23 protein-coding genes and 2 tRNA genes are annotated in these 25848 nt (G+C 48.4%); 12 read left to right on the plus strand and 13 right to left on the minus strand.

The annotated features are described in order from the left end of the window. A partial coding sequence (locus JXQ28_13785; protein ID MBN2278804.1) for a PD-(D/E)XK nuclease family protein occupies nucleotides 1-302 on the minus strand: 302 nt, incomplete at its 3' end. Next, entirely contained in the window at nucleotides 299-988 is a 690-nt protein-coding gene (locus tag JXQ28_13790) for a hypothetical protein (GenBank protein MBN2278805.1), read from the minus strand. The genes JXQ28_13785 and JXQ28_13790, both read right to left, overlap by 4 nt. Nucleotides 989-1140: 152 nt before the next feature. On the opposite strand from JXQ28_13790, the gene JXQ28_13795 reads away from it, so the two are divergent. Then, the gene (locus tag JXQ28_13795) at nucleotides 1141-2451 is read left to right on the plus strand and encodes a type IV secretion system DNA-binding domain-containing protein (GenBank protein MBN2278806.1); all 1311 of its coding nucleotides are present in this window, start codon (nucleotides 1141-1143) and stop codon (nucleotides 2449-2451) included. Nucleotides 2452-2638: 187 nt separating this feature from the next. On the opposite strand, the gene JXQ28_13800 is transcribed toward JXQ28_13795, so the two are convergent. From JXQ28_13800 to JXQ28_13810, 3 genes are read right to left on the minus strand one after another with little or no spacing between them, the layout of a single operon-like run. Then, entirely contained in the window at nucleotides 2639-3007 is a 369-nt protein-coding gene (locus tag JXQ28_13800) for a hypothetical protein (protein MBN2278807.1), read from the minus strand. A gap of 28 nt (nucleotides 3008-3035) precedes the next feature. Then, the gene (locus JXQ28_13805; protein ID MBN2278808.1) at nucleotides 3036-4550 is read right to left on the minus strand and encodes a hypothetical protein; all 1515 of its coding nucleotides are present in this window, start codon (nucleotides 4548-4550) and stop codon (nucleotides 3036-3038) included. Then, nucleotides 4531-5895, minus strand: a complete 1365-nt coding sequence (locus tag JXQ28_13810; protein ID MBN2278809.1) for a toll/interleukin-1 receptor domain-containing protein — start codon at nucleotides 5893-5895, stop codon at nucleotides 4531-4533. Before JXQ28_13810 ends, JXQ28_13805 begins: the two co-directional genes overlap by 20 nt. Before the next feature lie 94 nt (nucleotides 5896-5989). Between JXQ28_13810 and JXQ28_13815 the strand changes: the two genes are divergently transcribed. Then, the gene (locus JXQ28_13815; GenBank protein ID MBN2278810.1) at nucleotides 5990-6163 is read left to right on the plus strand and encodes a toxin-antitoxin system HicB family antitoxin; all 174 of its coding nucleotides are present in this window, start codon (nucleotides 5990-5992) and stop codon (nucleotides 6161-6163) included. Beyond that, nucleotides 6160-7713: a recombinase family protein gene (locus JXQ28_13820; GenBank protein MBN2278811.1), complete on the plus strand. Its 1554-nt coding sequence runs from the start codon at nucleotides 6160-6162 to the stop codon at nucleotides 7711-7713. The genes JXQ28_13815 and JXQ28_13820 overlap by 4 nt, the downstream gene beginning before the upstream one ends. Here the strand turns inward: JXQ28_13820 and JXQ28_13825 are convergent. The 8 genes from JXQ28_13825 to JXQ28_13860 all read right to left on the minus strand — a co-directional run bounded on the left by JXQ28_13825 (nucleotide 7705) and on the right by JXQ28_13860 (nucleotide 14110). Further along, a tRNA-Asp gene (locus tag JXQ28_13825) sits at nucleotides 7705-7779 on the minus strand. The genes JXQ28_13820 and JXQ28_13825 overlap by 9 nt on opposite strands. Nucleotides 7780-7897: 118 nt before the next feature. Further along, nucleotides 7898-7971, minus strand: a tRNA-Val gene (locus JXQ28_13830). 17 nt (nucleotides 7972-7988) lie between these two features. Continuing rightward, complete coding sequence (locus JXQ28_13835; GenBank protein ID MBN2278812.1) at nucleotides 7989-8234, minus strand: hypothetical protein; 246 nt, start codon at nucleotides 8232-8234, stop codon at nucleotides 7989-7991. A 43-nt stretch (nucleotides 8235-8277) separates the two neighbouring features. Beyond that, nucleotides 8278-9534: an O-antigen ligase family protein gene (locus JXQ28_13840; GenBank protein MBN2278813.1), complete on the minus strand. Its 1257-nt coding sequence runs from the start codon at nucleotides 9532-9534 to the stop codon at nucleotides 8278-8280. After that, a complete protein-coding gene (locus JXQ28_13845) occupies nucleotides 9531-10121 on the minus strand; it encodes an SIS domain-containing protein (protein MBN2278814.1) in 591 nt (196 codons plus the stop codon). The genes JXQ28_13840 and JXQ28_13845 overlap by 4 nt, the downstream gene beginning before the upstream one ends. Beyond that, nucleotides 10118-10876, minus strand: a complete 759-nt coding sequence (locus tag JXQ28_13850) for a geranylgeranylglyceryl/heptaprenylglyceryl phosphate synthase (GenBank protein ID MBN2278815.1) — start codon at nucleotides 10874-10876, stop codon at nucleotides 10118-10120. The genes JXQ28_13845 and JXQ28_13850 overlap by 4 nt, the downstream gene beginning before the upstream one ends. Next, nucleotides 10876-13536 carry an alanine--tRNA ligase gene (alaS, locus tag JXQ28_13855; GenBank protein MBN2278816.1) on the minus strand — a complete coding sequence of 887 codons (2661 nt, stop codon included), beginning with the start codon at nucleotides 13534-13536 and terminating at the stop codon, nucleotides 10876-10878. The genes JXQ28_13850 and alaS overlap by 1 nt, the downstream gene beginning before the upstream one ends. Continuing rightward, nucleotides 13529-14110, minus strand: coding sequence for a regulatory protein RecX (locus JXQ28_13860; protein ID MBN2278817.1), 582 nt, complete (start codon nucleotides 14108-14110; stop codon nucleotides 13529-13531). Before JXQ28_13860 ends, alaS begins: the two co-directional genes overlap by 8 nt. Nucleotides 14111-14344: 234 nt before the next feature. Between JXQ28_13860 and JXQ28_13865 the strand changes: the two genes are divergently transcribed. The 9 genes from JXQ28_13865 to JXQ28_13905 all read left to right on the plus strand — a co-directional run bounded on the left by JXQ28_13865 (nucleotide 14345) and on the right by JXQ28_13905 (nucleotide 25656). After that, entirely contained in the window at nucleotides 14345-17542 is a 3198-nt protein-coding gene (locus tag JXQ28_13865; GenBank protein MBN2278818.1) for a T9SS type A sorting domain-containing protein, read from the plus strand. Nucleotides 17543-17653: 111 nt separating this feature from the next. Continuing rightward, nucleotides 17654-18001 (plus strand): cupin domain-containing protein, encoded by a 348-nt coding sequence (locus JXQ28_13870; GenBank protein MBN2278819.1) that lies wholly within the window; start codon nucleotides 17654-17656, stop codon nucleotides 17999-18001. 227 nt (nucleotides 18002-18228) lie between these two features. Beyond that, entirely contained in the window at nucleotides 18229-18642 is a 414-nt protein-coding gene (locus JXQ28_13875) for a hypothetical protein (GenBank protein MBN2278820.1), read from the plus strand. 80 nt (nucleotides 18643-18722) lie between these two features. After that, nucleotides 18723-20453, plus strand: a complete 1731-nt coding sequence (gene secD, locus JXQ28_13880) for a protein translocase subunit SecD (GenBank protein MBN2278821.1) — start codon at nucleotides 18723-18725, stop codon at nucleotides 20451-20453. 11 nt (nucleotides 20454-20464) lie between these two features. Continuing rightward, the gene (secF, locus tag JXQ28_13885) at nucleotides 20465-21388 is read left to right on the plus strand and encodes a protein translocase subunit SecF (GenBank protein MBN2278822.1); all 924 of its coding nucleotides are present in this window, start codon (nucleotides 20465-20467) and stop codon (nucleotides 21386-21388) included. Nucleotides 21389-21468: 80 nt separating this feature from the next. Continuing rightward, nucleotides 21469-22104 (plus strand): CYTH domain-containing protein, encoded by a 636-nt coding sequence (locus JXQ28_13890; GenBank protein MBN2278823.1) that lies wholly within the window; start codon nucleotides 21469-21471, stop codon nucleotides 22102-22104. Nucleotides 22105-22179: 75 nt separating this feature from the next. Beyond that, complete coding sequence (locus JXQ28_13895; protein MBN2278824.1) at nucleotides 22180-23037, plus strand: hypothetical protein; 858 nt, start codon at nucleotides 22180-22182, stop codon at nucleotides 23035-23037. Nucleotides 23038-23238: 201 nt separating this feature from the next. After that, the gene (locus JXQ28_13900; protein MBN2278825.1) at nucleotides 23239-24462 is read left to right on the plus strand and encodes a right-handed parallel beta-helix repeat-containing protein; all 1224 of its coding nucleotides are present in this window, start codon (nucleotides 23239-23241) and stop codon (nucleotides 24460-24462) included. Nucleotides 24463-24726: 264 nt separating this feature from the next. Next, nucleotides 24727-25656: a hypothetical protein gene (locus tag JXQ28_13905; GenBank protein ID MBN2278826.1), complete on the plus strand. Its 930-nt coding sequence runs from the start codon at nucleotides 24727-24729 to the stop codon at nucleotides 25654-25656. The last annotated feature ends 192 nt before the right edge of the window (nucleotides 25657-25848 follow it).

Consider the following 25848-nt stretch of genomic DNA (forward strand, 5'->3'; position numbering starts at 1 on the left):
ATTACATCATCGAGTGACTCGCCGTTCTTGTACTGCAGTTTCTCCTCAGCCTGCGCTCGTAGGTCGGCTGCCAGAATCCTTCCGACATCCTCAGCACTCGGAGACGAACCGTTCTTCCTGCGTTTGTGCCACCATTCAACCGCCGCGTGGAATGCGGTGCCGAGCGCCAATTCAATTGGCTTGAATGGGCGTGGCAGCTTGTCCACATACACGTAGCGGTATTTGAGCGGACACATCAGGTAGAGGTTGATCTGCGATACTGAGACATGATCTGTCGGATGACCGTTCCGATTGGTGTTCAAAACGGAACCTCCTCGGCCGGTTTGGCCGCGTTGACCATCTCGTCAATCAGAATGCTCGCTTTGCTTTTGGTGATCTGGTCCAACGACTCGACACCGGCTTTCTCAAGCAGGTATTTGTGAGCGTCATCGCCTTCGATCTGCCGTTCGGCCAGGAGCCGGAACAAGTACCGGCGCTGAGCATCGGTCATAGGAGAATCAGAGCTGCTTGATTGCTCTGACTCGGCCTGTGGCCTTGATCTACTCCTGACACCGGGAATCCTGTTATTACCCGGACCTGACTGTGGTTCAGTTGAACCACCATTGACAGGTCGGCCATTTCCCTCCAGAGCCAGTTCCTCAATCGACACAACGCCGATATTGACAGCATCGCGGAGTGCCCTTGCTTTCGCGCGGGTTTCCGCCATCCGAATGATGTGAGGAATAATCCTCGACGCGACGTTATCCGGGCTGGCATCGCCGTGACCCTTGTAGATTCCGCTCTCGGTTTCCACAATGGCCAAGAAAACGGCGGTGTGACCGTTTGCTTCCTCGGGAAGTTGCACCAGCGCGGTCTCGATCTTCTTGAGACCCTGGTCGTGAGCCAGACTCAACAAGCCCGCATACGTGACAACATCCTCGGTCGCGATTACTCGACCCTGACGATCCTTGATTTCAATCGTCTTCACCAGACTGCCATTTCCAGACATACTGTCCTCCTTAGGTTTGGGGTGATTGTGAAAAGGACTGTTTTTGTGTGATCAATCTGGACCTTAGCAGGTCTGTATAGACCGTCAATTGCCGGAGCCGGCAACGAATTGGGTATCGACTAGAAACAGAATCTCTGGTAAGGTGTCGCGATATGAATGATCAGGGTATTACCATTTTGGGCGAGACAAACTACCGCAATCAGCGGAAGCGGTTTGGGATCAAGGATCATGACCGACAACGGCATGTTTACGTCGTCGGACAGACTGGAATGGGCAAATCTACGCTCTTGCTAAACATGCTGGTTCAGGACATACAGCGTGGTAAGGGTGTAGCCCTGATAGACCCGCACGGCGACTTGGCGGAGCAGTTGTTAGATCATATCCCCCAGAGACGAATGACCGATGTCATCTACATCAACCCGGCTGACACTGAATATCCGGTGGGAATAAACCTGCTTGACGGCGACAAGTCTGCCGGACGCCATTTGATCGCCTCTCATCTGGTTGACATTTTCAAGAAGATCTGGTCTGATTCCTGGGGACCTCGACTTGAGTACATTCTAAGGAATACGATTCTTGTATTACTCGAGTGTAATGGACACACATTGCTCTCGATTCCTCGTTTACTAATCGATCCCGAATTCCGGGCGGTTGTGCTCAGTAAGGTGCAAGACCCGGTTGTCCGCACCTTCTGGCAGGTGGAGTATGAGTTGTATCCAAAGGTTTTTCGGACTGAGACAATATCTCCAATCCAGAACAAGGTTGGTCAGTTCCTATCGGTGCCGGTGATGCGGAACATCCTCGGACAGGCCCAAAACAAGGTTGATTTCCGCTCGGTAATGGATTCACGCAGGATCTTGATCGTAAACCTGGCCAAAGGGCGGCTTGGAGAGGACAACACCGGCCTTTTGGGTTCTCTCATCGTCTCTAAGCTATTTCTAACCGCGATGTCGCGGTCAGATACACTACAAAGCAAGCGAAAGCCATATACTGTATATATTGATGAATTCCAGAGTTTTGCTTCGGATAACTTTGCCCACACACTCTCTGAAATGCGCAAATTTGGCCTCCATTTGGTCTTGGCGCACCAATACCTGGCCCAACTACCGCTGAAGCTCAAATCAGCCGTATTCGGTAATGTGGGGACAATAATGGCGTTTAGGATAGGCGCTGAGGACGGTGAATATCTCGAAAAGGAATATTTCCCAACGTTCAAAGCTTCGGATCTACAGTCACTCTCCGCGTACGACACCTATGTCAAGCTATCCATCGAGGGTAAGACAACCGAAGCTTTCAGTGCCCAGACACTGCCAGAACCAACTGGACAAGACAGTCATCGTGATGCCATTATTCAGCTATCACGAATACGATACGGGGAAGATCGATCACTCGTCGAATCGCAGATAGAGTCCTGGATGGCTGATCCAATCAAGAGTATGTTTGACACAGGCAATACGAAGTAAGTCGGGGCATGCCGACCGACTATCATTATGATGACCAAGAAGAAGAGTTATTGGCTGACGTTGGCTGAATACTTGGTCACTTGAAGCTCATTCAAAATGGTGGCCTGCCTGGTATTTCTGGATGGCTATAGCGGGGACCAACTGCTTTTGTCGACGACGGCGACTTCAAAAGGCACACTCCGAGTATCTAGACCAGTTGCTCCAGGGTTCCATCGTCGCACAAAAAATAGAATTGGACAAGGGTGTTTAGACCACCATATTTCTCTAACCACCATTCCGAAACTCGTCGCTGATTGCCAAATACAAGAAACCGGGTTTTTGCCCCTGGCGTCTTCTCTAGTAGCCATACATGCCCCGCAATTTCCATGAATTTAGCTGGCGGGAGTCGATGTCCGTCTACCAAAGTGAGATATTTCGCGTCACCTACAATCTCGCCATTTGGTGAAACATAATCACATTTCTTGGGACAGCCGGTGGGCTGCCGCTCACTGAGGACTGTATTGAAGTGATTACCCATTACCGTGCCAGCAAAATCTTGAAATGACTTCCAATCCACTTATCCGGCCTCCATTAGCTCTGAAAAGCTATATATAGAATTTGAAGTTTGGTTTCGGATTTGCCACGCGCAAGTTAGAGACGAGTATTTCTCCGACAGCATCAGAGAAGCCAATTGTTACTGGTTCCGAATCCCCGAGTTTACAGGCATTGTAATTGAGTTTTGTTAAACCAAGAATGTCTCTTGCTACCTCAACAATATCTGCTTCTCCATGTTCGATATCGATTCGGAGCGGGGCAGGCACTTCCCAACCATCGTAGGTACCTATATTGGGCTTATATCCAGATGCCCAAAGGTAGCAAACGCTGCCTCCTATTCTGAGCAGTGTTCCCCGAACTACTGGCATCTTACCCTGCCTAAAAAGCTGCAACCCATGTCTCTCCGTTCTAACACGAATGCCTACGAGCTTCGTATTGCTCGGACACGCCGACAAGTAGCCTTGATACTCATCATCGTCCATAGTAGAACGGTAGTGAAGGAATACTTCTGCCAGGTCCCTCCCTTCGAGCTGACGATAGGTGTTTAGCACGCCTGTGAGCAACTTCGTGGCTGCATCCTTTGTAAGATGACATTGGCGTGTTTTCGGCGAATACCAAGGACCCGATTCTCCCATAAAAACAACACCATCACCTGAATCCAAGAACATCTGCGCCGCACAGCAAGCAGTCCGATTTTCAATCGACGGATCCGTCTTCTTAAATGACACGCCGACATAGCACACACCTGGTCTGGGCGATGCTAAACGCCATGGCTTACCTCCGGCCTTATAGTAAATGGCTGTGGATAGATTCCACATTCTATCAGATAGATGCGTTAACCCTCTTTCATCTGGTGTCCCGGCATCAATCAATCTCAAGGTTGATTCCCTGATAATCTGTGTTGGAATCGAGTGTTGCATTGCTCTGGCCTTAAGCTGGCGGCGAAAATCTACCGAATACTGATATTGCTCGGGATCGAACTGGTCGAACATGTGCACCTGGCCTCGCTTCCTCATGGCTCGTTCTCTCTTAGCCAGCCGGGAACCTACACCTCCAGTGATTTTCGACTTGGACCGGCAGCGCTCGTACACAATATCCGGTACTACACAAATGGCCAACGCTATAGATTCATCCCGCTTTTCGGCAGTTTTAAGGCCTTCAACATACAGATTAGCAACGCTATAAGCCCTTTTATCCGGATCATTGAATAGTGTTGCTCTATCGATTTTGCCTGGGTCTAGCTTGAGTGTCCACACAGGATCAACTTCAAATGAGCAGTTATAAGTGGACTCAAATCCCGGAAACGGAGGCCAGAGATATGCGCTTTCAGGATCGGCTACGGATATAGCCGCTAGTTGCATTCTTTCTGCCCACTTCCGAAAGTTCAAAATGCCTTGAGGAGTACCTATGACTGCATATGGAATTGACGAAGGGTGTGATGATAGATCAGCGTCGAAGGGACCAAGAAGTTCGAGTCCAGCATGTGGATCGATCATGTTTTGGCCATATCTGAACTGCAATTCAGGCTCCGGCAGATAGAGGGAATCAATCGACATAACTTTCATCGTCCGCGTCTTCCTTGTCTTCATCAAACTCATGATCAGTGACATCAATCAAATCTTCTTCTTGCTCCGGAAGCTCGCCAATTCCTACTGGAATTGCTGACTGCAAAATAGGCCCAACAACAATTGGTGTGCCACCCATACGATCGTCAATGACAATGTTGTCGCTTCCCTGTGCCAAGAAGCTACGTATAGCCAGAATCCTACTAAGCCATTGATGATTAAACCAAGATTTGGCTATGCGCTTGCGTCTTGACAACGCTGAACGAGGAGGAAGCGGATCGCCATGGCTGTCAGCGATATGCAATCTGGTTCCAAGTTGGAGCAGGAAAGATTGGCTCAAATCCTGGCGTATCTTAATCACCGGACAAAGGTGATAATAGTAAGTAGTTGCCTCGCCCTGACGTGTATACTTCCTTGTTCCGGTTGCGAATACATATGTGTTTCGTCCAGTATAGTTTCTAAATTCAATACGGTCCTGCTTCAGTATTCCCGCGGGAAAATACAGCACTCGCGCACCCGATATCTCCTTGCAACCGAGTCTGAGAAATTCATTTCTGATCGATTTGTGGAGTAGTGCCGATATAATATGATTCGTCGGCATACCGTCCAATTTCTCCTTATCGAGTGAATGCACGTCTCTATTTGCAATGAGGGCCATGTCGAAGTCGACGGGTGGAAGTTGAAATGCCAGAAGCTCTTTGTGTCCTCTTCCTCTCGATCCCCTTGAGACATAAGCCCAGCGTGACTGAAGTTCTGATTTATCAAGTCGACTTAGGGACTTTCGAAGTGTGTACTTGTAAACTTGCGAAGGCAGGGAAACAATGGGACAGATGTTCGATATGAGTTGCTCGCCCCCTTCATTCAGCTTCACCTTAGGCTCGTAGGATTGTAATGAGCGTTGTCGTCCATCTTCAAGGGTCTTTGGTGCGTCTATTGACTTGAGCTTCTTCTGGAGTTGCTGTAGCCCTTGGTGCCAACTTCTATGGAACGGTATGAACGTCAGGTCGTTAGTCATCCAGTCAAGCTCAGTAGCACTCAGGCCGTCCACATTCAATGGGATCAGGAAGTCTATTTCCTCTTCCCGCGCAATATTCAGGGCTAAGGTGCGTTCTTTCCTGGGATTGGGCTTGTCAATAGAGCTTCGCGAAAGAAGGGCGAGTAGTCGGAACGTTCTCTTCTTTATCGCATAGTCGATATCCTTTGGATATGATTCGCCCCCGAGTAGCTTTAATCGGTCAAACCATACGGCATAACCTTCAGACGCGAGTTTTCGGGCGAGCCATTCAGCGAATACCCAATCCTCGCCAGCGTAACTGATGAAAAGATGGTCGGCTTTCTTGGTCATATACTAAGACTCCCAATTGATCGCAAAATAACTGGCGCAGCATGGAAATACAAGCTATATTTATAACTGAACATTCTAAGCAAGGCGGATGGATATGCCGAGAGAAAAAACGACTCATACGAAACCGAAGATGATTCACATTCGACTGAGTGAGGAGCTTCACCAGCAACTGCGAATTCAGGTGGCGAAGGAAAACCAGACTATTCAGGACTGGGTAGAACAGCTAATAGACAAGAATGTCAAACCGGGGCGAGGGAAGCAGTCTTGAGTCCAGTCAATGGTGAAAAGAAACGATGCTACGTTTATGCGAGGCTGTCCACGGAGGACCAGCACCGCCGCGCAGAGTACTCGTCGCTTGAGAGTCAGGAAAAGGTTTGCAAAGCTTACATCGCCAGCCAGGAGCCGAACGGCTGGAAGTATGTGACCACGATAAAAGACCTCAGCTCCGGCGGGAGTACTGATCGCCCCGGACTAAGCGAGCTTCTCGAACATATCAAGCAGAACAAAGTCGATGTGGTCGTCACGACCAAGATGGATCGGCTGACCAGGAATATCAAAGACTTCTGGACACTCTACGAAATAATGCAAGAGCATGATTGTCAATTCGTTTGCGCCACACAGGAACTAAACTCTACGACCGCTCATGGCCGGTTCTTTATCAATATTCTAATGAGCTTCGCTGAGTTTGAGCTTGAGACGATCAGAGAGAGAACGCGGGCGAAGATGTTATCTCAGGCAGAAGAAGGTCTCTGGCACGGTGGAAGATCTCCATTTGGATATGAACGCCATAAGGATAGGAAGGGCCTGCTGATTCCGCACAAGATAGAAGCGGCTGTTGTTAAGAAGATCTTTGACCTTTTTGTGAAGCTGGGATCGCCGGCAGCGGTAGCCAAAGAGATTAACGCGATGGGCTACCGCACAAAGAGCAAGAAGAAAACCAAATTCTCCAAGTGGACGATTACTTACATTCTGTCCAATCCGCTCTATATTGGAAAGACGACGTTTGGCGGCCAGAGCTTTGAAGGCAAACATAAGGCGCTTATTCCGGTCAACCGGTTCAACCACGTACAGAAGATGCTGGAGAAAAACAAACAGACCCGCACCGGACCGACCCAGAATAAGTACAACTTCCGGCTAAGGGGTATCCTCAAATGCGGTGATTGCGGCTCGATGATGACACCGAGTCCAGCCAAGAGCGGCAAGTATCTTTATTACCGCTGCACCAAAGTCTCAAAGTATTCAAAAGATGAATGTAAAGTCAGAAAGATTGGTGCTCGTGCGATTGAGGATGCGGTCGTTAATAAGCTGTGTGAGATCGGAACAGACGAGGCCGTCGCTAAAGAAGCTGTTCGCAAGGCTAACAAGGCTTCGGTGACCAATGCCAAGAGCAAGACCAAAGAGCTGAATGCTCTGAAAAAGGAAATGAAGCCGGTTCAAGACTCAATCGACAACATGATTCGGTACGTGGAGAAGCACGGCGACCTGCCCAAAGCTATGTCTGACCGTCTACCAGAACTGGAAACGCGAAAAGAACAACTGGAAGCTCAGATTCAGCGTCTGGAATTCGAGATTGGCCAGCTCAAAGACTACCAAATCGACACTGAATTGCTTACAAAGACGCTACGGGATTTCCGGGCCATCTACAACGAACTGACTCCAGAGGAGCAGACTCGCCTGTTACAGCTTATGGTTCAAGAAGTTGTCTTGGGGGAAGACACCCTAAAGATATCTATTTTTCCGCTTGGAGATTCTGAAAAGCCTCTGGAATACCTGCTAAAACATCCAGAGTTTGCTGAGAGTGATAAAAAGCGGGGTTGACGAGACTCGAACTCGCGACCTCCTGCGTGACAGGCAGGCGTTCTAACCAAACTGAACTACAACCCCGACTCGAATAACTGTAATATCTATCTGTAACTCAAATAACCCGCTTTTTTTAACCCACCTTTAATATCTTTGCCATCCTTATGGCTTAATCGTGTCTTTTAAAGTCCGGTCTTTTTACTGGGCAGTGCAAGACTCGAACTTGCGACCCCCTGCGTGTAAGGCAGGTGCTCTAACCAACTGAGCTAACTGCCCTCATAAACTCCGGTCCCTTAGCTCTTGGCCTCAGCATTCTCGGCAGGAGGCAGTTTCTTTTTCCCGCTGATTATGATCGAAATCGGTATCAAAACGCAATAGCCCAGAACCAGCAGGATCGGTGCCAGAGTGATCGAACCGGCGGCCAGTGATATGTAGCCGACAATAATCACCAGGATACCGATAGCAAACACGATGTAGTTCTTCGGGCCGAAAGGCCACTCGAACCGTTCCTTCTCGTCTTTCTTAACTTTCTTAGCCATAATTCAATAACAGCGTCCTATTATAATTACAATTACCGGTTTGTCAAGCTTTTTCTATACTTTCGGCTGTTTTCAGGCTCCCCTTAACCACTCTTTCAGCCGCGAAAAATATTCCCCAAATGGCCATTAAAAATAATCGTACTTCTTCATCGGCAAAAGTCGATTCCGAAAACGAAGTGATAAAAAATACTAACGAGGCCAGCAAGGTTCCGATTATCACCGCCCGGATAAAGGTCTTCTCCTTTAATTTCCTCAACAGCCTTATCATTTTTACAATTATCATCACCCAGAAACCCAAATAAAAAATCGCCGTCGGAAGACCGGCATAGGCCGCAATATTAATGACATCATTATGGGCATGACCATTTAGCCGGATTGAGGTTTTATCACGATATTTTGCCGAGTTATCATAGTAATTACCCGGTCCAACTCCAAACACGGGATTATCGGCAAACATCCTTATTCCAGTGCGCCAGGTCGATTGGCGGGAACGTTGATGGGTCCCTTCAAGTTCCATCTGCAGGGTATCAGTGTAACGCCGGTAGATTTCCGGGGTCAGAATCAAAACTACCAGGATAATCGCGGCCAACAGAATCAATGCGGTTTTAATATATTTCCTGCCGGACAGGAAAAAAAACATGACTATTCCAAACACCAATGCCGCAATGGAACTTCGGTTGTAAGTGAAAACTACGGCCGTGGCCGAGACCGCAAAAGCGCCATAGAATAGGCTCTGATACAATCTGCCCGAAAGACGGGGGGCACAGGCCAGACAAAGGATCGAACCAGTGGCGAAAAAATTGCCAAAGGTCAGGCGGTGAGAAAAATTGCCGGTCACTCGAAACCCGCCATCGAAAGCTTTAGCAAGAGTGGTCCCATGGTACGGGTCTATCCCGGAAAAGTGCTGCCAGACGGCATAAACCGATACCATTAAAAAGGATATGGCAAAAAGAACAAGACCGGTTTTGAGTTTCTTTTCATCGGATAAAAGCAAAGCCGCCGCCGGGATCATCAAAAACAGCCACTCTTCCTTAAGAATGAAAAGGGAACGACCGGGCGTGGAGCCAACAATCGATGATATTATTGACCAGGCCAGAAAAAGTCCGACAAAGATCCAGAAATAATTCCTGAAATTTCCTGTCTTACGATATTCTCCGGAAAAATAGGCAACGATTATTGAAAGCAACGCCAGGGCGAGAAAATTCTGCCCCAGGGCGTGGCTAAAAGTACATCCCAAGAAATACCCGAACAGGCTGTATGTTCCGATTCTGATCGAGATTGCGGAAAGGCGGCCATTCATCCGAATAAATCGCTCTCTGTTAATTCCACCAGAAGATGTATAAGAAATATTTGCTCTTCCTGAATTCTCTGAGTTGAACTGTGAGGGATAACCAATTTTTTATCCGCCAGATGCGCCACTTTGCCGCCATCCCCTCCCAGAAGAGCCGCCACAATCATTTTTTTCTCCCGCGCGGCCTCGGCGGCTTTGACCAGGTTGACCGAATTGCCGGAGGTAGATATAAGAAATAACATATCCCCCCGGTTACCCAGTCCCTGAACCTGTCGGGCGAACACCTGGTCATATCCAAAGTCATTTCCCGCCGCGGTCATAACGGCCGTATCGGCGTTGAGGGCGATGGCCGGCAGGGATTGCCGGTTGCGGTCGGCGGTCAAACGGACAATCATTTCGGCCGCCATATGCGAACTGTCGGCCGCGGAACCGCCATTGCCGCATATCAGTAATTTTCCCCCGGAACCAAGCACCCCGCTGATGACATTAGCCAGTTCAATTAACGGTTCGGCCAGAGCCTCACCGACCGCCAGGCGAAGTGCCGCTGATTCTTTAACGGCCTTATTGATCAATTCTATTCTTTGCTCGCTATTCATATATGAACCTGTTCGGTCGGATGCGCGGCCGAGGTGAATTCCAGTAACGCCGACAAATTGTCATGTGCTTCAAAATGATTGCCAACCACCACAAACGAGGCCCCGGCCTGAATTCGGCGCTCGATTTCCTCCGGTTGTCGAAGCCCTCCTCCGACCATCACCGGCAAATCAATATACCCGGTAACGGCGGCAATCATCTCCTCGGGAACCGATTCCTTTGCCCCGGAACCGGCTTCCATAAAAACCATTTTCATCCCCAGGTATTGGGCCGCCAGGGCATGGGCACAGGCGATATCGGGTTTATCGGCTGGAATCGGGTAGGTGCCGGAAACATATTGCACCGAAGTGGCCCGCCCCGAATCAATCAACATGTAACCGGTCGGTATCGGTTCCAATCCATACTCCTTCATCAGGGGAGCACCGCGCACCTGCTCCTCGATCAGGTAAAGCGGATTGCGGCCGGAGATTAACGAAGTAAACAAGACGGCATCGGCATAGGGTGAAATCTGGCTGTGCGAACCGGGGAATATTATAACCGGAACCGAGGCCCGATTTTTTATCTGGCGAACCATATCATGAAATCCGGTCTGGATAATAAAACTACTGCCGACCAGGAGAGCATCAACATGATATTCCGCCGCTTTCTCGGCCAGCAGGAGAAGACTTTTGGCGGAAGACCGGTCGGGGTCCAGAAGCAACAGGAACCCGCCGCCCCGGTTTTCTTTTACTTCCATCAGGGTTTTAAAAACCTGCATCAATGCCCTTTATCCATAAATTCCTTTAATTTCGATTCCACTGTCTTCAGGACTTCATCGGGATCGATAGTATCGGGCAGACTGCCCTGGGCGAAAGTGGGTTTACCTCCTCCCCTGCCGCCCAGCTCGGCCAGAATACCCTGCGACAGCTTGCCAACATGAATAGACGCCTGGCCGCTGGCCGATGACATGAAGGTCCTTTTCCCATTAATATTCCCGATAGCGATACAGATCAAAGGGTAATTCTCGCTTTTACCGCCGTCTATCCATCCGGCCATTTCTTCAGACGCCACCTCGCCGAAATCATGAAACCTCACCGAAACCCCGTCGACTTTAATTTCTTTTCCAACCGACAGGGCTCCGCCGGTGAATTTTTCGGATTTGAGCTTTTTGTTTTCCTTCTGAAGCTGGAGTAATTTTTCATAAGTTTCAGTTACCGCCTCGGCCAGACTTTCGAGCGGCTGATTGGTGATATGGCTGATCTGATCGACAGCATCTTTCAGTCGCGAGATATAAAGCATAGCCTCATGCCCGGTGACCGCCTCGATTCTCCTGATACCCGAGGCCACGGCCGTTTCGAGAGTTATAATAAAGGTCCCGATTTGCGAAACATTATCGACATGCGTTCCACCGCATAATTCCTTAGAGAAATCATCGACCGACACCACCCGGACCCGGTCACCGTATTTTTCCCCGAAAATGGCCATGGCGCCCGAATGGCGGGCCTTCTCGAGATCGTCCTCGACCGTTGCTACCGGCGTCCCGGAGAGGATTTTACCATTGACGATCATCTCCACCGCCTTGAGTTCCGCCGATGTCAGCGGCTGGAAATGGGAGAAATCGAAACGCAGTTTATCCGGGCCGACATACGAACCAGACTGACGCACATGTTCCCCCAGGACTTTCCTGAGAGCGGCATGGAGCAGATGGGTGGCGGTATGGTTTCGCATGATATCCATTCGGCGCTCTTTGAACAGGGACAATTTAACGTCAAATTCGCCAACATCTTTAAGGTCTTCGTAGTTTTTCTCCACGATATGCCCGAGATGCACGATAGCTTCGTTGATTTTGAAAAGATGTTCCGCTTTAATTTTGAACAGATCGCATGAGATATAGCCCTGATCTCCAGTTTGTCCCCCGGCTTCGACATAAAAAGGCGTTTTCTGCGGGATTACCGCCAGAAGCCGATCCTGACCATCGGTGAGTTCGAAAACCTCGGCCACCGGGGAGGTAATTTCGAATTTTTCACGGACAAATTCCGTTTTCAGTTGTTCCTGCGGCAACTGGCCCAGCATCTCGGTCAGCATTAACTGGAATTGTTCTTTTTGCCCGCCGGCGAACTGCGATGAAGTTCGTGACTGCTCCTGTTGCTTCTGCATCTTCTTTTCGTATCCGGCCATGTCGAGGGTCAGGTTTTTCTCCTCGGCCATGACATTGGTCAGATCCACCGGGAAACCGTAAGTATCATAGAGTCGAAAGACTTCCTCGCCCGACACGACGGTCTGACCTGAGCGTTTGAGTCTTTCAGCAAGCGCGTCGAACAACTCCAGGCCGGTATCAAGCGTCCGCCCGAACGATTCCTCTTCCGAGCGGATAACATTTTCGATATGGGTTCGTTTTTCACTTATTTCGGGATAGACATCGCCCATAGTCTTAGTCAGGGTCGGAACAATTTTATAAATAAACGGTTCATTCATACCCAGTTTCCGGCCATGACGCGCCGCCCGGCGAAGAATCCGCCGGAGAACATATCCCTGTTTTTCGCTGGAAAGCCCGCCGCCATCGGCAATACAGAATGTCAGGGCCCGGATATGATCGGCGATTACCCGATGCGAAACACCGCGGTTGTCCGAGTGATATTTCCGGCCGGTTATCTCCGATATACTTTCGATCAGGGTAAGGAAAATATCGGTTTCATAGTTGGAATCGGCATTCTGCATGATGCAGGCAATCCGTTCAAGACCGGCGCCGGTATCGACCGATGGTTTGGGAAGCGGTTCGGTGACACCGTCGGGACCGGTGTTGTACTGCATGAAAACCAGGTTCCAGATTTCGACAAAGCGGTCACCCTCGCCATTGACTGTAACCTCAGGTCCGGTGCCGAATTTTTCACCGCGGTCGAAATGTATCTCGCTACAGGGCCCGTTGGGGCCGACATCACCCATCGACCAGTAATTTTCTTTTTTATCGAAACGCAGAATTCGGCCGTTTTTCAATTCCGGAGCGATTTTTCCCCAGAGTTGAAAGGCCTCATCATCATCATTATAGACCGTGGCATAAAGACGATCGGCCGGGAGCCGAAGATATTTGGTCACCCATTCCCAGCCATAAAAAATCGCCTCCTCTTTGAAATAATCGCCAAAGGAGAAATTACCCAGCATTTCGAAGAAAGTATGATGCCGGCCGGTCCGGCCGACATTCTCGAGATCATTGTGCTTTCCCCCGGCCCGCATACATTTCTGAACCGATACGGCTCTTGGGTATTCCGGAGTTTTCCGCCCGGTAAAAATATCCTTAAACTGATTCATGCCGGCATTGGCAAACATCAAGGTCCGATCATCGAACGGAATAACCGGCGAGGAGCGGTAGAGCTTGTGATCGCGGCTCTTAAAGTAGTCGATAAACGATTGTCTTATTTCGGAAGTCTTAATCTCAGTCATCCTCCTTCATGATTTTCTCAAAAGCCATTTGGGCCGCACGGTATCCTATTGACCGGCGAGACAGATAATTATACGCTTTCCGCCGGGCGGTTTCAAGGTCAAATTTGGAAAAATAGGCTTTCCTTAAACGCATCAATTTTACCGCAATTTCGTATTCATCAACATCTTCGAGAATTTCATCGACGACCGCCTCGGCAATCTGGCGGGGAATATAACCGGCCCGCAACCGGGCAATGATAAAATTCCGACCGGCCGGTTTGCGGCGCAAGATGGATTCGGTCATCTGGCGGGCATAGGCCCGGTCATCGATCAAACCCCGCCTCGTGAAATCATTCAGCAAACCATTGATCAGGATTTTTTCAAAACCTTTCTCGGCCAGTTTCAGGGCCAGGTGTCCATAGGTATAGGAACGCCGCGAAAGAAGATAAAGCAGGTAATTTTCGGCCCGCATCAGATCGGCCTCATGTTTGATCCGGTGATATTTTTCTTCCGGAAGCGAAACTCCCGCGGTCAGTGAGTATTTATCAATAATTTCCCGGGGAATCGGCAAATTCTCGCCGGAAGATAAAAACATCAAGTGGTTTGGTCCCTTTTTCTTTATCTTTTCAATAATTACAGCCTGATCCATTTCAACAACTTATGAAATACATTTTGCTTTGCAAATAAAACAATGTATCAATAAGGACTTACCCGTTGACAATATTAGAGGATGAATTAATTTATATTGGTAACAAAAGTATTAAAAAATCTTTTTTTTGTTTTGCCCGGTTTCTCGTCTTAATAATGATATAAACTATGGGAGGATCTTATGTATAAGTGGCTCACTTCTCTGGCTTGTTTGGCTTTTCTCCTATTTACAACGGCCGAAACGGCGCATCCCCGGGATAAATATGATGATTTTAATTCGACCGGGAGCGGGCAAACCTATGAAATCTCATCAACTTCAGAATACGATCTGGCGCCAATTATCGGCTGGCCGGTGGATTTTGGGGTTCAGCAAACAGGTCGGATCAATGCCTCTTTTGATTGTTATGGCCATTTCGGCCATAATTTTTTCCCTGGCAGTCCCACCACTTTTCCCGACTGGCCCCTGGTCTCCTTTGAATCACCCCCCGGCAGTAATATTGAGTATCTTTTTGCCGGGGCTCTATGGGTCGGAGGAATTGTCGGTGGGGACACTCTGGTTTCGGTCGGGGCGGACGGCTGGCAATATATTCTGGAAATGTGGCCCGGAAATCCGCCGCAACCATCAATAACCCCCTTCGAAGATATCTCCGATTTTGCCATGAGAGCCGAATACTACGATACGGTTACATCACCGCAGTATGTTGGCTACGATCCTTATTCAGGAAGACCGCACCAGCCGATGAACCTGAAAATAGTCAACCGGTCTCATGCCTGGCACACCGCTCCATATAACGAGACCATCATCTATGATCTGGTTTTAACCAATATCGGTTCGGACTATATTGAGGATGCGTATCTGGGCTGTTATATTGATGGCGATGTTTATAGCATGGAAAATACTTCTTTGGGTTTCAGCGATGACGTTACCGGTTCGCTATCCGATGAGCAGATTGCCTATATAATCGATAATGACGGCGATCCCAATGACCAGGAAGAGTTCGACATCAATTCCCCGGTTCAAGCGATTGCCTTCAAATACCTGGAGACATCATTTGACATATCCGTCACTAACTATAACTGGTGGATTTCCAACGGTTATGCTGATTACGATTTTGGCCCTCGTCTTGCGGGCACGGAGGAAGATCCCTTTCGCGATTTCGGCGGTTTTCTGGGCACGCCTGAGGGGGATGCCAATAAATATTATATTCTGAGCCACAACGAATGGGATTATGATCAAATCGAATCTGCTCTGGATGATAGCGTTGCGGGATGGCTGCCGCCTTCAATCCTCGCTCTCGATTTCGCAAATGGTTACGATACCAGGTTTCTGCTGTCTTTGGGAACTTTTAATTTGGAACCGGGACAAAGCGCCCGTATTCTCTACGCCATGTTTACCGGAGATTCGGTCCATACCGATCCGGTCAATTTCGAGCATTTCTTTTCCCCCCACAATCCGTCTATTTACTTATCCAATCTTGATTTCAATGATGTTCGCGCCAATGCCGCCTATTCGGAATATCTGGCCGGATTGTTACTGAATCCCGAAAATCCGGTAATCGGTCTTCGGATAACAGAGCGGGATACTGGTTCAATCAAAGTGGAATGGGACCCGTGGGTTTTCCCGGAAGTGACCGGGTATCAGATCATGCTGGCGGAATTACCTCTGGATTCGATTCCTCATCCCGGGACCATACCACCGTGGCTGAGACCGGAGGCGTACCAGTTTTATGCGAATGCAGGCTTACAGACGGAATTTACCTTTACCGATCTTGATCCCGATAAAATCTACTATGCCAATGTGGCCAATATATCCGGCCGGGCTATCGGCAATCTCGGCGACCCGGTTATTGCGCATGTTTTTGATCCGACTATGATCCCGGTTCCAACCGCCGAATTTTTCTTCGCCGCCGAGGATGACCCGGTTACTATCAGCTGGTCGGCACCGGAAGGCGGGAATATCGATCATTATAATATTTACAAATTCGCCGATGAGGCTTCGGCCGGGGATCGTTTTCTTCCGTTTTACGATCAGGGTGAAAACCGGGCGAGTTTCGAGACCCGCGATTCCACTCTGGTCGGAAGCGGCTATTACTATTATTACGCCATGGACTTGTATGCACAAGTGGATGGGGACAACACAATATTTAATGATGCAGTTTTCGAAGATGGCAATGTATATGTCATTACCGCCGTGGATCCGCTTGGATTCGAATCGTATTTTTCCGATGAAATTACGGTTTACAAGATTGCCCCACGAACCAGGGATATCCTGGTTATTCTGCAACGCAGCAGTTATGGCATCGACCGCGTTTATTATGATACATTGACCGCCTTTTACGACTCCGTGCTGGCCGGCTATGATTATGATATCTATGATTATGCCGACAGCACCTCGTTTTCTGTCTGCACGCTTCAGGTTAAGGAAAATTGTGTCGACTGGCATGATTTTATGCCATACAAACTGGTTATTATGGATGACGGCCTGGGTGATTCCGAACATGGCGGCGGATATGAAGAGGTCACGCGAGGCCTGACACGATATATCCTTTCGGGCGGGACTTTCTGCTATTTCGGTGCATTGTCGAGCTTTTTGGGATTTTCATATAATGCAACCACTCCGGCCTGGTACCCGATCAATAATGCATTTGTCGGTGAGTTCTTTGGCATCGATTCGGTGTATTATCCCGGTCTGGGATATTTCATAATCAATACCACTCCACCCTTCATCGATACTCTGTTTGGTTTTATCAAGGCTGAATCATCCGATGGCATCGCCCCGACCCTTTATTATGATACCCTGAGATACCCATTCCACAGTACTCTGACCAACTACTGGCCGGCCAACACCGCCCCCTCGGTGGCCGCTTTTGCTCTTAATGGCAAGGGTTGCCAGAAACAGACTTATCGTTCCCGGTACCCATCCACATCATTGAACGAGAATCTTCCGGTTGGGTTGATGACTGAGACTGCCGGGGGGGTAACTTACCTGTTCGGTTATCACCTATGGTACATGAATCATATGGCCGCCCGGCAATTGGTTGATTATATGATTCAAAACAATCCGACGGGAACCGATGATGAAACCGACAATCCGCTTCCGGAATCTTTCACTCTTGAACAGAACCATCCCAATCCATTCAATGCCGGCACCCGGATAGACTTCAGTCTGCCGCGTCAGGCGCAGGTACGCCTGGATATTTATAATATCCTCGGACGGAGGGTTCGCACTTTAATTAATGAAGAAAAACCGGCCGGGGTATATCGGGTCGAGTGGGATGGATGCGATGACAGCCGCCGGACGGTGGCCAGCGGTCTGTATTTTTATCGCCTCAGTGCAGACAGACAGAGCCAATGCCGGAAGATGCTTCTTCTGAAATGACAATTATTCTAATGAATTCAAAGGACAGCCAAAATGGCTGTCCTTTTTTTTGCGTAATTGACTTCCGAAGGAGTATATTATCCCAAATAAAAAAAGCGGAGGTCAATAGAAATGCCGGTTAGAAAATACAACGAAATTGATGAAAAGAACGTGACAATGGCTGATGTCATCGGCGTGACCAAAAGAATTCCAATCGGGAAAAACGAGGGCTGGGAAAATTACACCCTTCGGGTTTTCAAAATCGCGCCGGGCGGTCACACCCCTAAACATAAGCATGACTGGGAGCATGTCAATTATATTATGGCCGGAAAAGGACGGCTGACTATCGACGGCCGGGTGCATGAAGTAGCCGAGAAAGACTTCGCCCTGGTCCCGCCCAAGTCACTGCATCAATTCGAAAATCCCTATGACCGCGATTTCGAGTTTATCTGTATCGTTCCCAACCGCGGGGAGTATTGACAGATTATCCCCGCCTTATCCCGTTTCGGGATCGGGAGTAATATTCGCCGGTAATGACTTGCCTGTTGGAAAATTATACAGACTGAGTCCGGAAGGAATTGTAGTCCGGCACATAAGTTTAAACTGGTTAAGCTCTTAGTTTGTCTTTTCCGATCTATTAAATCAGGCCCCGAGGCCAGATTTGGATTGACAATAACTCGATTTCCGATATATTGGGATCAAAATTTATGGAAAAGGGTCAGAAAACAAATATCGGTGATGCCGTTCGAAGCCTGATTATGACCGCCTGCCTGGCGGCTTTAATCTTTTTTGGCTCGATAATGATTACAGTCGGGGTTTTTAATCAGGAACGAGTTTCCGGCGGAACTTCGCTTTCCGAGATTCTAATACCGCTTGGCTCCGGTTCGATGGCAACCAATGAGCATCGGGATACCGAGCGTTCGATAACCCTGTCCATGCCGGCTCTGGTGAACGGTCAAACTCTGGAAACGGTTCGCCCGCACTGCCGCGTCATAGAATATAAGTCACTACAAATAAACGACTTAACTCGCTATTCGGGTCTTTCAACCAAGGCTTCGATCTCTCCGGAAAAAGCTCTGGAATTTACATTAGTGGGTGCCAAACCCTCCGGCACCAGCTAAGATCTTCTTTCTGCCTTCTTTTTCATTATCCTTTTAAACGAGATCAATTCAATAACCATAAAGCTTAAGGATTATGCTGTATGAGAAGTCAAACCTGGCGTTTTGCCATAACAGGAATCTTAATTGTTCTGGCCTTCATCGGCTTCTGGAACACGCTCAAATTGTGGACATTGAGCGATTCCGATCGTCAGAAAATGGAGGATCAGAAACCCGGCTCTATCAACGAACTGGAACGCAAAGCCATGCGGCTGGGTCTTGACCTTCAGGGTGGCATCCATGTCGTTCTTCAGGTCCAGATGGAAAAACTGGACCGAACCGCTCGCGAGGGTGCGGTAGAACGAGCCATCCAGGTCATCCGAAACCGAATCGATTTTACCGGCGTAACCGAACCGGTTATCCAGAAGCAGGGTAATGATCGTATCATTGTCGATCTACCTGGTTACACCGATGCCGAACGGGCCGAGGATATTATCGGTCAAACCGCCCAGCTGGAATTCAAGCTGACGGAATCTTTTGAAAATGCTCAAATAATTCTAAATAAGATTGATTCTGTGGTGGCTGAGGTTCGCAAAGCCGAAAAAGAAAGCGGAAAAAATAAAAGCGAGAAAAAAATCGAAACCGCTTCGGCTGAACCCACAACGGGCGAGGTGACTCCGATCGATACCGCCGGGACTGCCGACGATGATTTTTTTGCAAGTATTCTGGGCGAGGACAGTACCGGCGAGATTGATGAAACCATGTTTATGGATGAGGAGAAACCATTCAGTCAGTACCTTGAACCATTCCTGTATGCGGATCGGACCAATACCCCTTGGCCGGGATATTCGGTCCAGGTTCGGGATCGTAAAATACTTGAAAAGATACTGGCCATGCCGGAAGTCCAACGGGTTATTCCGGAAGAGGATCAGTTCGCCTGGTCGACACGCAAGGATTTAAGGAATGCCCAGGAAGTATATTTCCTTTATCTTCTGCAGAGAAAAGTTCAATTTCTCGGCAAGTATCTCGAATCCATTAAACTGGGGCGAGGTCAATTCCAGGAGCATACGGTTGACTTCAAACTGTCCGGGCGAGCCTCGGCGGCTTTCGCCCGCCTGACCGGTTCAAATATTGATAAACCGCTGGCGATTGTAATCGATGATAAGGTCGAATCGGCCCCGATTATCAGTTCCAAAATCCGCGGTAGCGGTCAGATTACCATGGGTGGCGGAGCCACTCTCGAGGATGCGAAGGATCTGTCGATCGTTCTCAAAGCAGGCGCCCTGCCGGCCCCGGTTGAAATTATCGAGAAAAATGTGGTCGGACCGACTCTCGGTTCCGATTCAATTCGAAAGGGAATGACGGCATCGTTTGTCGGTTTATTACTGGTGCTGGTCTTTATCGGTATTTATTATCGGATATCGGGTCTGATTGCCGATGTCGCACTGATTTTTAATGTCTTCTTCCTGCTCTCTATCATGGCCGCCCTTGGTGCGACTTTGACAATGCCGGGTATCGCCGGGATTATTCTGACCATTGGTATTTCGGTGGATTCGAATATCCTTATATTCGAGCGTATTCGTGAGGAGTTGAGAACCGGTAAGACGATTCGGGCTTCGATTGATGCCGGCTATAACCGGGCGCTTTTAACCATTATCGACAGCCACGTAACCACCCTGATCACCGCCGGCGCCCTGTTCCTGTTTGGTTCCGGTCCGATTAAGGGTTTCGCCGTGTCGCTGTTCTGGGGTGTAACCATATCGCTTTACACCGCTGTTATCATTACCAAGATGATTTTTGATATCCGTAAAGGCTATAAAACTCTCAGTATTTAAGGAGATAGAGAATGTTCAGGATAATAAAAGAAACCAATATAGATTTTATCGGATATCGCAAGAAGGCCTTTGCGTTATCCGCCCTGCTGATTCTTCTTGGCCTGTTCGCCTTTATTATGATTCTGCTGAACAAGGCGAATATGGGAATTGATTTCGAGGGTGGGACGATGCTTCAGGGTAACTTTGAAAATCCGATCAATATTGCCGATCTGCGTGCGGCCGTCACAAGCAACGGTTTTCCCGAGGCCTCAATCCAGAAACTGGAACGTTATAATGTCCCCAATTCCTATATGATCCGGGTCAAGGAAATCACCGCCGGGGATGAAAAGGCCATTGACAAACTGACCGCCGTCATTAATGAACGGTTCCCCGATAATAAATTTCAGAAGGATTCCGAGCACACCATCGGGCCGGCCGTGGGAGAATCCCTCCGAAAAAGCGCCCAGTGGGCAATTTTGATTTCCATCCTGGGGATGATTATTTATATCGGATTGCGCTTTGATTTCCGCTCCGGGGTGGCCGCTACCATCGCCACTTTTCATGACGTTCTGGCGGTCCTGGGGATATTCTATATTCTCGACAAGGAAATTTCACTTCTGGTGATAACTGCCCTTCTAACCCTGGCCGGGTATTCATTAACGGACACGGTCGTGGTCTATGACCGGATTCGTGAGAATCTCGCCAAGTTTCGTAAAAAAGGCGAATTTGTTGCCACCGTCAATACCTCGATCAATGATGTTCTTTCGCGGACCATCATGACGACCCTTTCCGTATTACTGGTGGTGGTTACATTGTATATTTTCGGCGGTGAAGTTCTTCGAGATTTTTCACTGGCCCTTATTATTGGAGTAATAGTCGGAACATATTCCTCGGTCTTTGTGGCCAGCCCGATTGTCGTTGAGTGGGAAGCCCGTCATCCAAAAAGGTTTAAATAAGTTTCCCGATATTGAAAAGCCGTTCCGGGGTGAGCGGCTTTTCTGTTGTACCCCGGTTTCTCATGCCCGGGAAAATCATTATGATGCCCGAAGAAAAAGAAATCAAAATTGACCTGTTCTGTGAAGCCAACTTCCGGCGCCTGCTTGAATATCTCGGATCTCCGCAAAAGAGGAAACGGCAGGTAAATCATTTTTTTGACAGCGCCGATAATGCTCTTGGCGCGAGGGGTTGGGCTCTCCGTATCAGGGAAACGGAAGATACCGTTTTGGTGACTCTCAAGGGTCCGGCCATCAGAGAAATATCAGGATTAACGGTTCGACCCGAGATTGAATCACCCTTCCCGGCCGGGCAAGTCGATGGAATTCTCAATTACGGCTTGCCGGTAGATATCCTTCCCGATGAAATTAGAAATGCGGTAACGAAAATTATTCCGCCTGAAAATCTTTCGAGAATATTGACATTTGAGACTTCCCGGATGGCCTTCTCTCGTATAGTGATAGGAGTGGAAATCTGTCTGGAGATGGACCGAACCGTTTATCAGGATAACTCGATTGACTATGAGCTCGAAATCGAATTACCCGATAACGATACCGCTGTCAGGGTACTGCCGGAATTAACGGAAATGTTTGCAAAACTGAAGGTAAACTGGTCCTTTCAGGATATCAGTAAATTCGCCCGGGCGTTAAAAAAAATGGGGACCAACAGCAAGAGATGAGTGTAAAAAACTGTGTTGTGGTATTGAAAATAAGTTGCTGGATAAAACTTCACAGGATGATAAGGAGATAACAAAATGAAAAAAACGCTAATTCTTTCGGTAACCGCGACCCTGATTCTTTGCGCCGCTTTTGCCGCCGGGGAACAATCGAAAATTTATCCCTTTTCCCTTGACTATGCCCCGGAGCGAAGTGTTTTAAGAGTTTTCCCGACACCCCCCGGTTATGAAAGATTCCCTTCCACCAAAATGAATACCTTCATGGCCTGGATCACCAATCTGCCTCTTGAAAATCAGTATCACCCCCTGATCTACTGGAACCAGAATATTATAACCCGGGCCGATTCCATAGCCGCCGTGGTCGATCTGGCGGTCGGTTCCGTCAATCAGAAAGACCCTGATGTGGCCATGCAGATTGTTATCGAGTTTCTCCATGCCGTCGGGCAACTGGATAATTTCCCGATAATATTGTCACCTCGTGACACTATTACCTACGACCACTGGCTGGGAGGAAGTTATAAACGTGATGCTCACGGCAGTCTCGTTTACAAATCCGGTGAAAAACGACCTTCGAACGAAAAAGAATACTACCGCTTTCTGGAATTTATCTTCGGTCGCCTTGAGAACAAAAATCTGCTGTTGAATCTTTCCGGCCCGATCGAAATGAAGAATATTCAGCCCGGGGATTTATATATCCAGTTTGATCCCAAGGATCCCGATTCATCCGGACATACGGCTATGATATTTGATATCTGCTCCAACAAGGATGGCGCGATGATGTTTCTTTTCGGAATGGGCGGCGATCCGGCCCGGTCACTATATTTACCGCGTCCCTGGCCGGTTGATAACCGCAACTGGTTCACTCCCGATGAATTTAAAAAATCATTGGCGGAATTCGGGCCGGGTAATTTCTATCGTCTTAAATACCTGAAATAGAGTCCCGGTTTTTTGATAAGGGCCATGATTCGGGTTGTTTATTAATAAAATAAACCTGAAAAAATAAAGACTGTTGGAGCCGCCGCCCGGCAGTCTTTTTTATCTTATCTCTTGAATGACTTTAATTCGGCCCGGATTTTACCTCTTTCACGAAAAAAATAAGACTTGCCAATCTTCCGGTGCGGCGTATCTTTCAAACGTATGTTCGCATCGAAATCAGTAATAAAAATCATCCTGATTTTATTTCTGGGGCTTATCACCGGGCCCGGAGATGTTTATTCGCGGACTCTGACCATTGAGCGCGGGAATAACTTGCAGGCCACTATCGATTTTGCCTCCGATGGTGATACCATTTTAATCAGAGGCAGGGATTTCGATGCCGTTCCGACGGATTTCATCGATTCTCTCTGCGGCAATTGCACCGAACACAGGACGGCGGTTAAAGCCAGCTGTGGTCTTGTTGTCCGGGATAAATCGTTACACCTGATAGGTACCGGTCGCGGCGAAACAACCATTAACACCCATTCGGGTTATGGAATCTTTTTCGTGAATTCACCTCATTCATCACTTCAAAACCTGACCATAACCGGGGGACATCGCGATCCCGACGGTAAGGCCACCGATGCCGCCGTGGTGGTCCGTAATGCCGGAGTCGAAATCCGCAATTGTGATATCAGCGATAATACCGATCGAGTCGATTCGATTGTGGTCGGTATCGCCGGAATAGTCGGCCGTGAGGGAGCTGAACTCCTGGTGGATAATTGTCGGATTATCAATAATGGCTGGGACGGGGTGGCCCTTTATCGGGGAGCAACAGCCATTATTACCGATTGCCTGATCAAGGATGGACGAGGCGCCGGAATCGGTGTCACCTGGGATGCCACCTGTCTGGCCTATCGAAATATTGTCGCCGGATACTGGAAAGGTATCGGGGCTTTCGGAACCGCCTGGGTGGCGGCCCGCAACAACGCCGTCATGGACAATCTCGGCTGGGGAATTATAGCCACCGGGAAATCATATATGGATATTTCCAATAATGTCGTTCATCACAACGGCAACTGCGGTGTGGCCCCGTGGTCCAATGAAAGCCGGGGAAGAATAATAAACAATATCATAATCGACAATGGCTGGCGCGAGGAATGGGTGTGCCCGTGCGTCGGTGTCTGGAATTACGGCGACTGGGCCAAATGGGAGTTCGCTTACAATATCGTCTGGAATAATAAAGAAGGCAATTACCGGGATATTTGGGATCAAACCGATATCAATGGCAATCTCTCGGTGGATCCCGGGTTTGTCGGAGACTCCATTTTTATCCTGAAAGCCGGTTCACGGGCTGTCGATGCCGGGCATCCGGAGATATTCGATAATGATGGAACATGTTCCGATATTGGCCTGTACGGGGGTCCGCAGGCGAAAAAACGGTGATTCCCATTTGAAAACTATTCTATTATCCCGAATTATCTATATTGTATAAAAAATCTTTCAATTGATTTTTTTGATTGTAAATCGGTAACAAAAATGCTATAATGCCGTCCGATCAATTATGACGTGCGATTTTAAATATCAGGGAATATCCTGTTAGGTACGAATATTTCTGATTTTTTTCTTTATTATGGCATATGTAAGGTCGATAATCGTTTTAAACATGTCGGCACATATCAATAACATATCATTTACAGGAGGTTAATTATGAAAAAGTTGTTTATCCTGAGTCTGACAATCCTGCTTGGTTTGGGATTGGTCCTGATAAGTGGCTGTTCGGATGATGACGACGACGGTCTTAAAACCGGCGATCCGGATGATCCGGAAATCGAATTTGTTTCCGACATCGCCGGGCAGGTTAATTTCCAGCTGAACCTGCAACTTTTGGACTTGACTTTTGGCCTGATTGACGAGCTTTCGGGTGAACCACGGAAGGTGCCCGGTAAACTCGGGGTCGCAAGTGGAGCCCAGATTAATTATCTACACATCATAGACCATGACACTTCCAATTTCTGGCATATTGTCACCTGCAGTGTCGAAGTGACTGATGAAGATGATGTGTTTTTCGCATATCGGGGGGTCGATTCCCTCAGATTCGGAGATGGCACCAGCTATATGTATGAGCCGGATGAAACTGTCACGATTCTGAACATCCGCGGCCATTTCAATATAGGTTTCGAATTTACCGATGAAGATGAAACCACCAGCGGTGAAATCGGCAGTCATGAACGTGTGGATCTTTCCGGGGTTTTTGGAGCTGATGAATTTACGCTTGACGGTCATGCCTATGATTCACTGGACTTTGAAATCAGCAGCGATTCGGCGACCTGCGATCTGGCCATGTATTTCAGCGAAACAATCAATGACCTATTTATTGATGATGCTGTGACGGAGAATGGTGATTGTCCCCTCGACGGCGATGTCAGCCTTAATTTTACCGTCAATCTGGCCTGCACCGGCGAGGATGAGTTGAATGATTTGGATGTCAACGGCCAATGGTCGGCCAGTTTTGAGTTTGACAACGGTACGGTTGATATGGTTTACGAAAATGAAACCACCCGCTGGACAATCTCCGAGCAATGCCGCAATGACGTCGCCAAACACGGTTTTAAACAGGCGATTCAGGGTCTTAAGTAATTATTTCCGTTGAATATATCACCTAAAAGGGTGCCCCTCCGGCGCCCTTTTTATTCTCCCCTTGACAGAACCGGGGTTTCCCATTTTATTCCCGTTACCGTAAGGCGACGGAGGAGTGGCTGAGTGGTCGAAAGCGGCGGTCTTGAAAACCGTTGTACCGCAAGGTACCGTGGGTTCGAATCCTACCTCCTC

Source organism: Candidatus Zixiibacteriota bacterium (assembly GCA_016933955.1).
Classification (GTDB): Bacteria; Zixibacteria; MSB-5A5; order GN15; family PGXB01; genus JAFGTT01.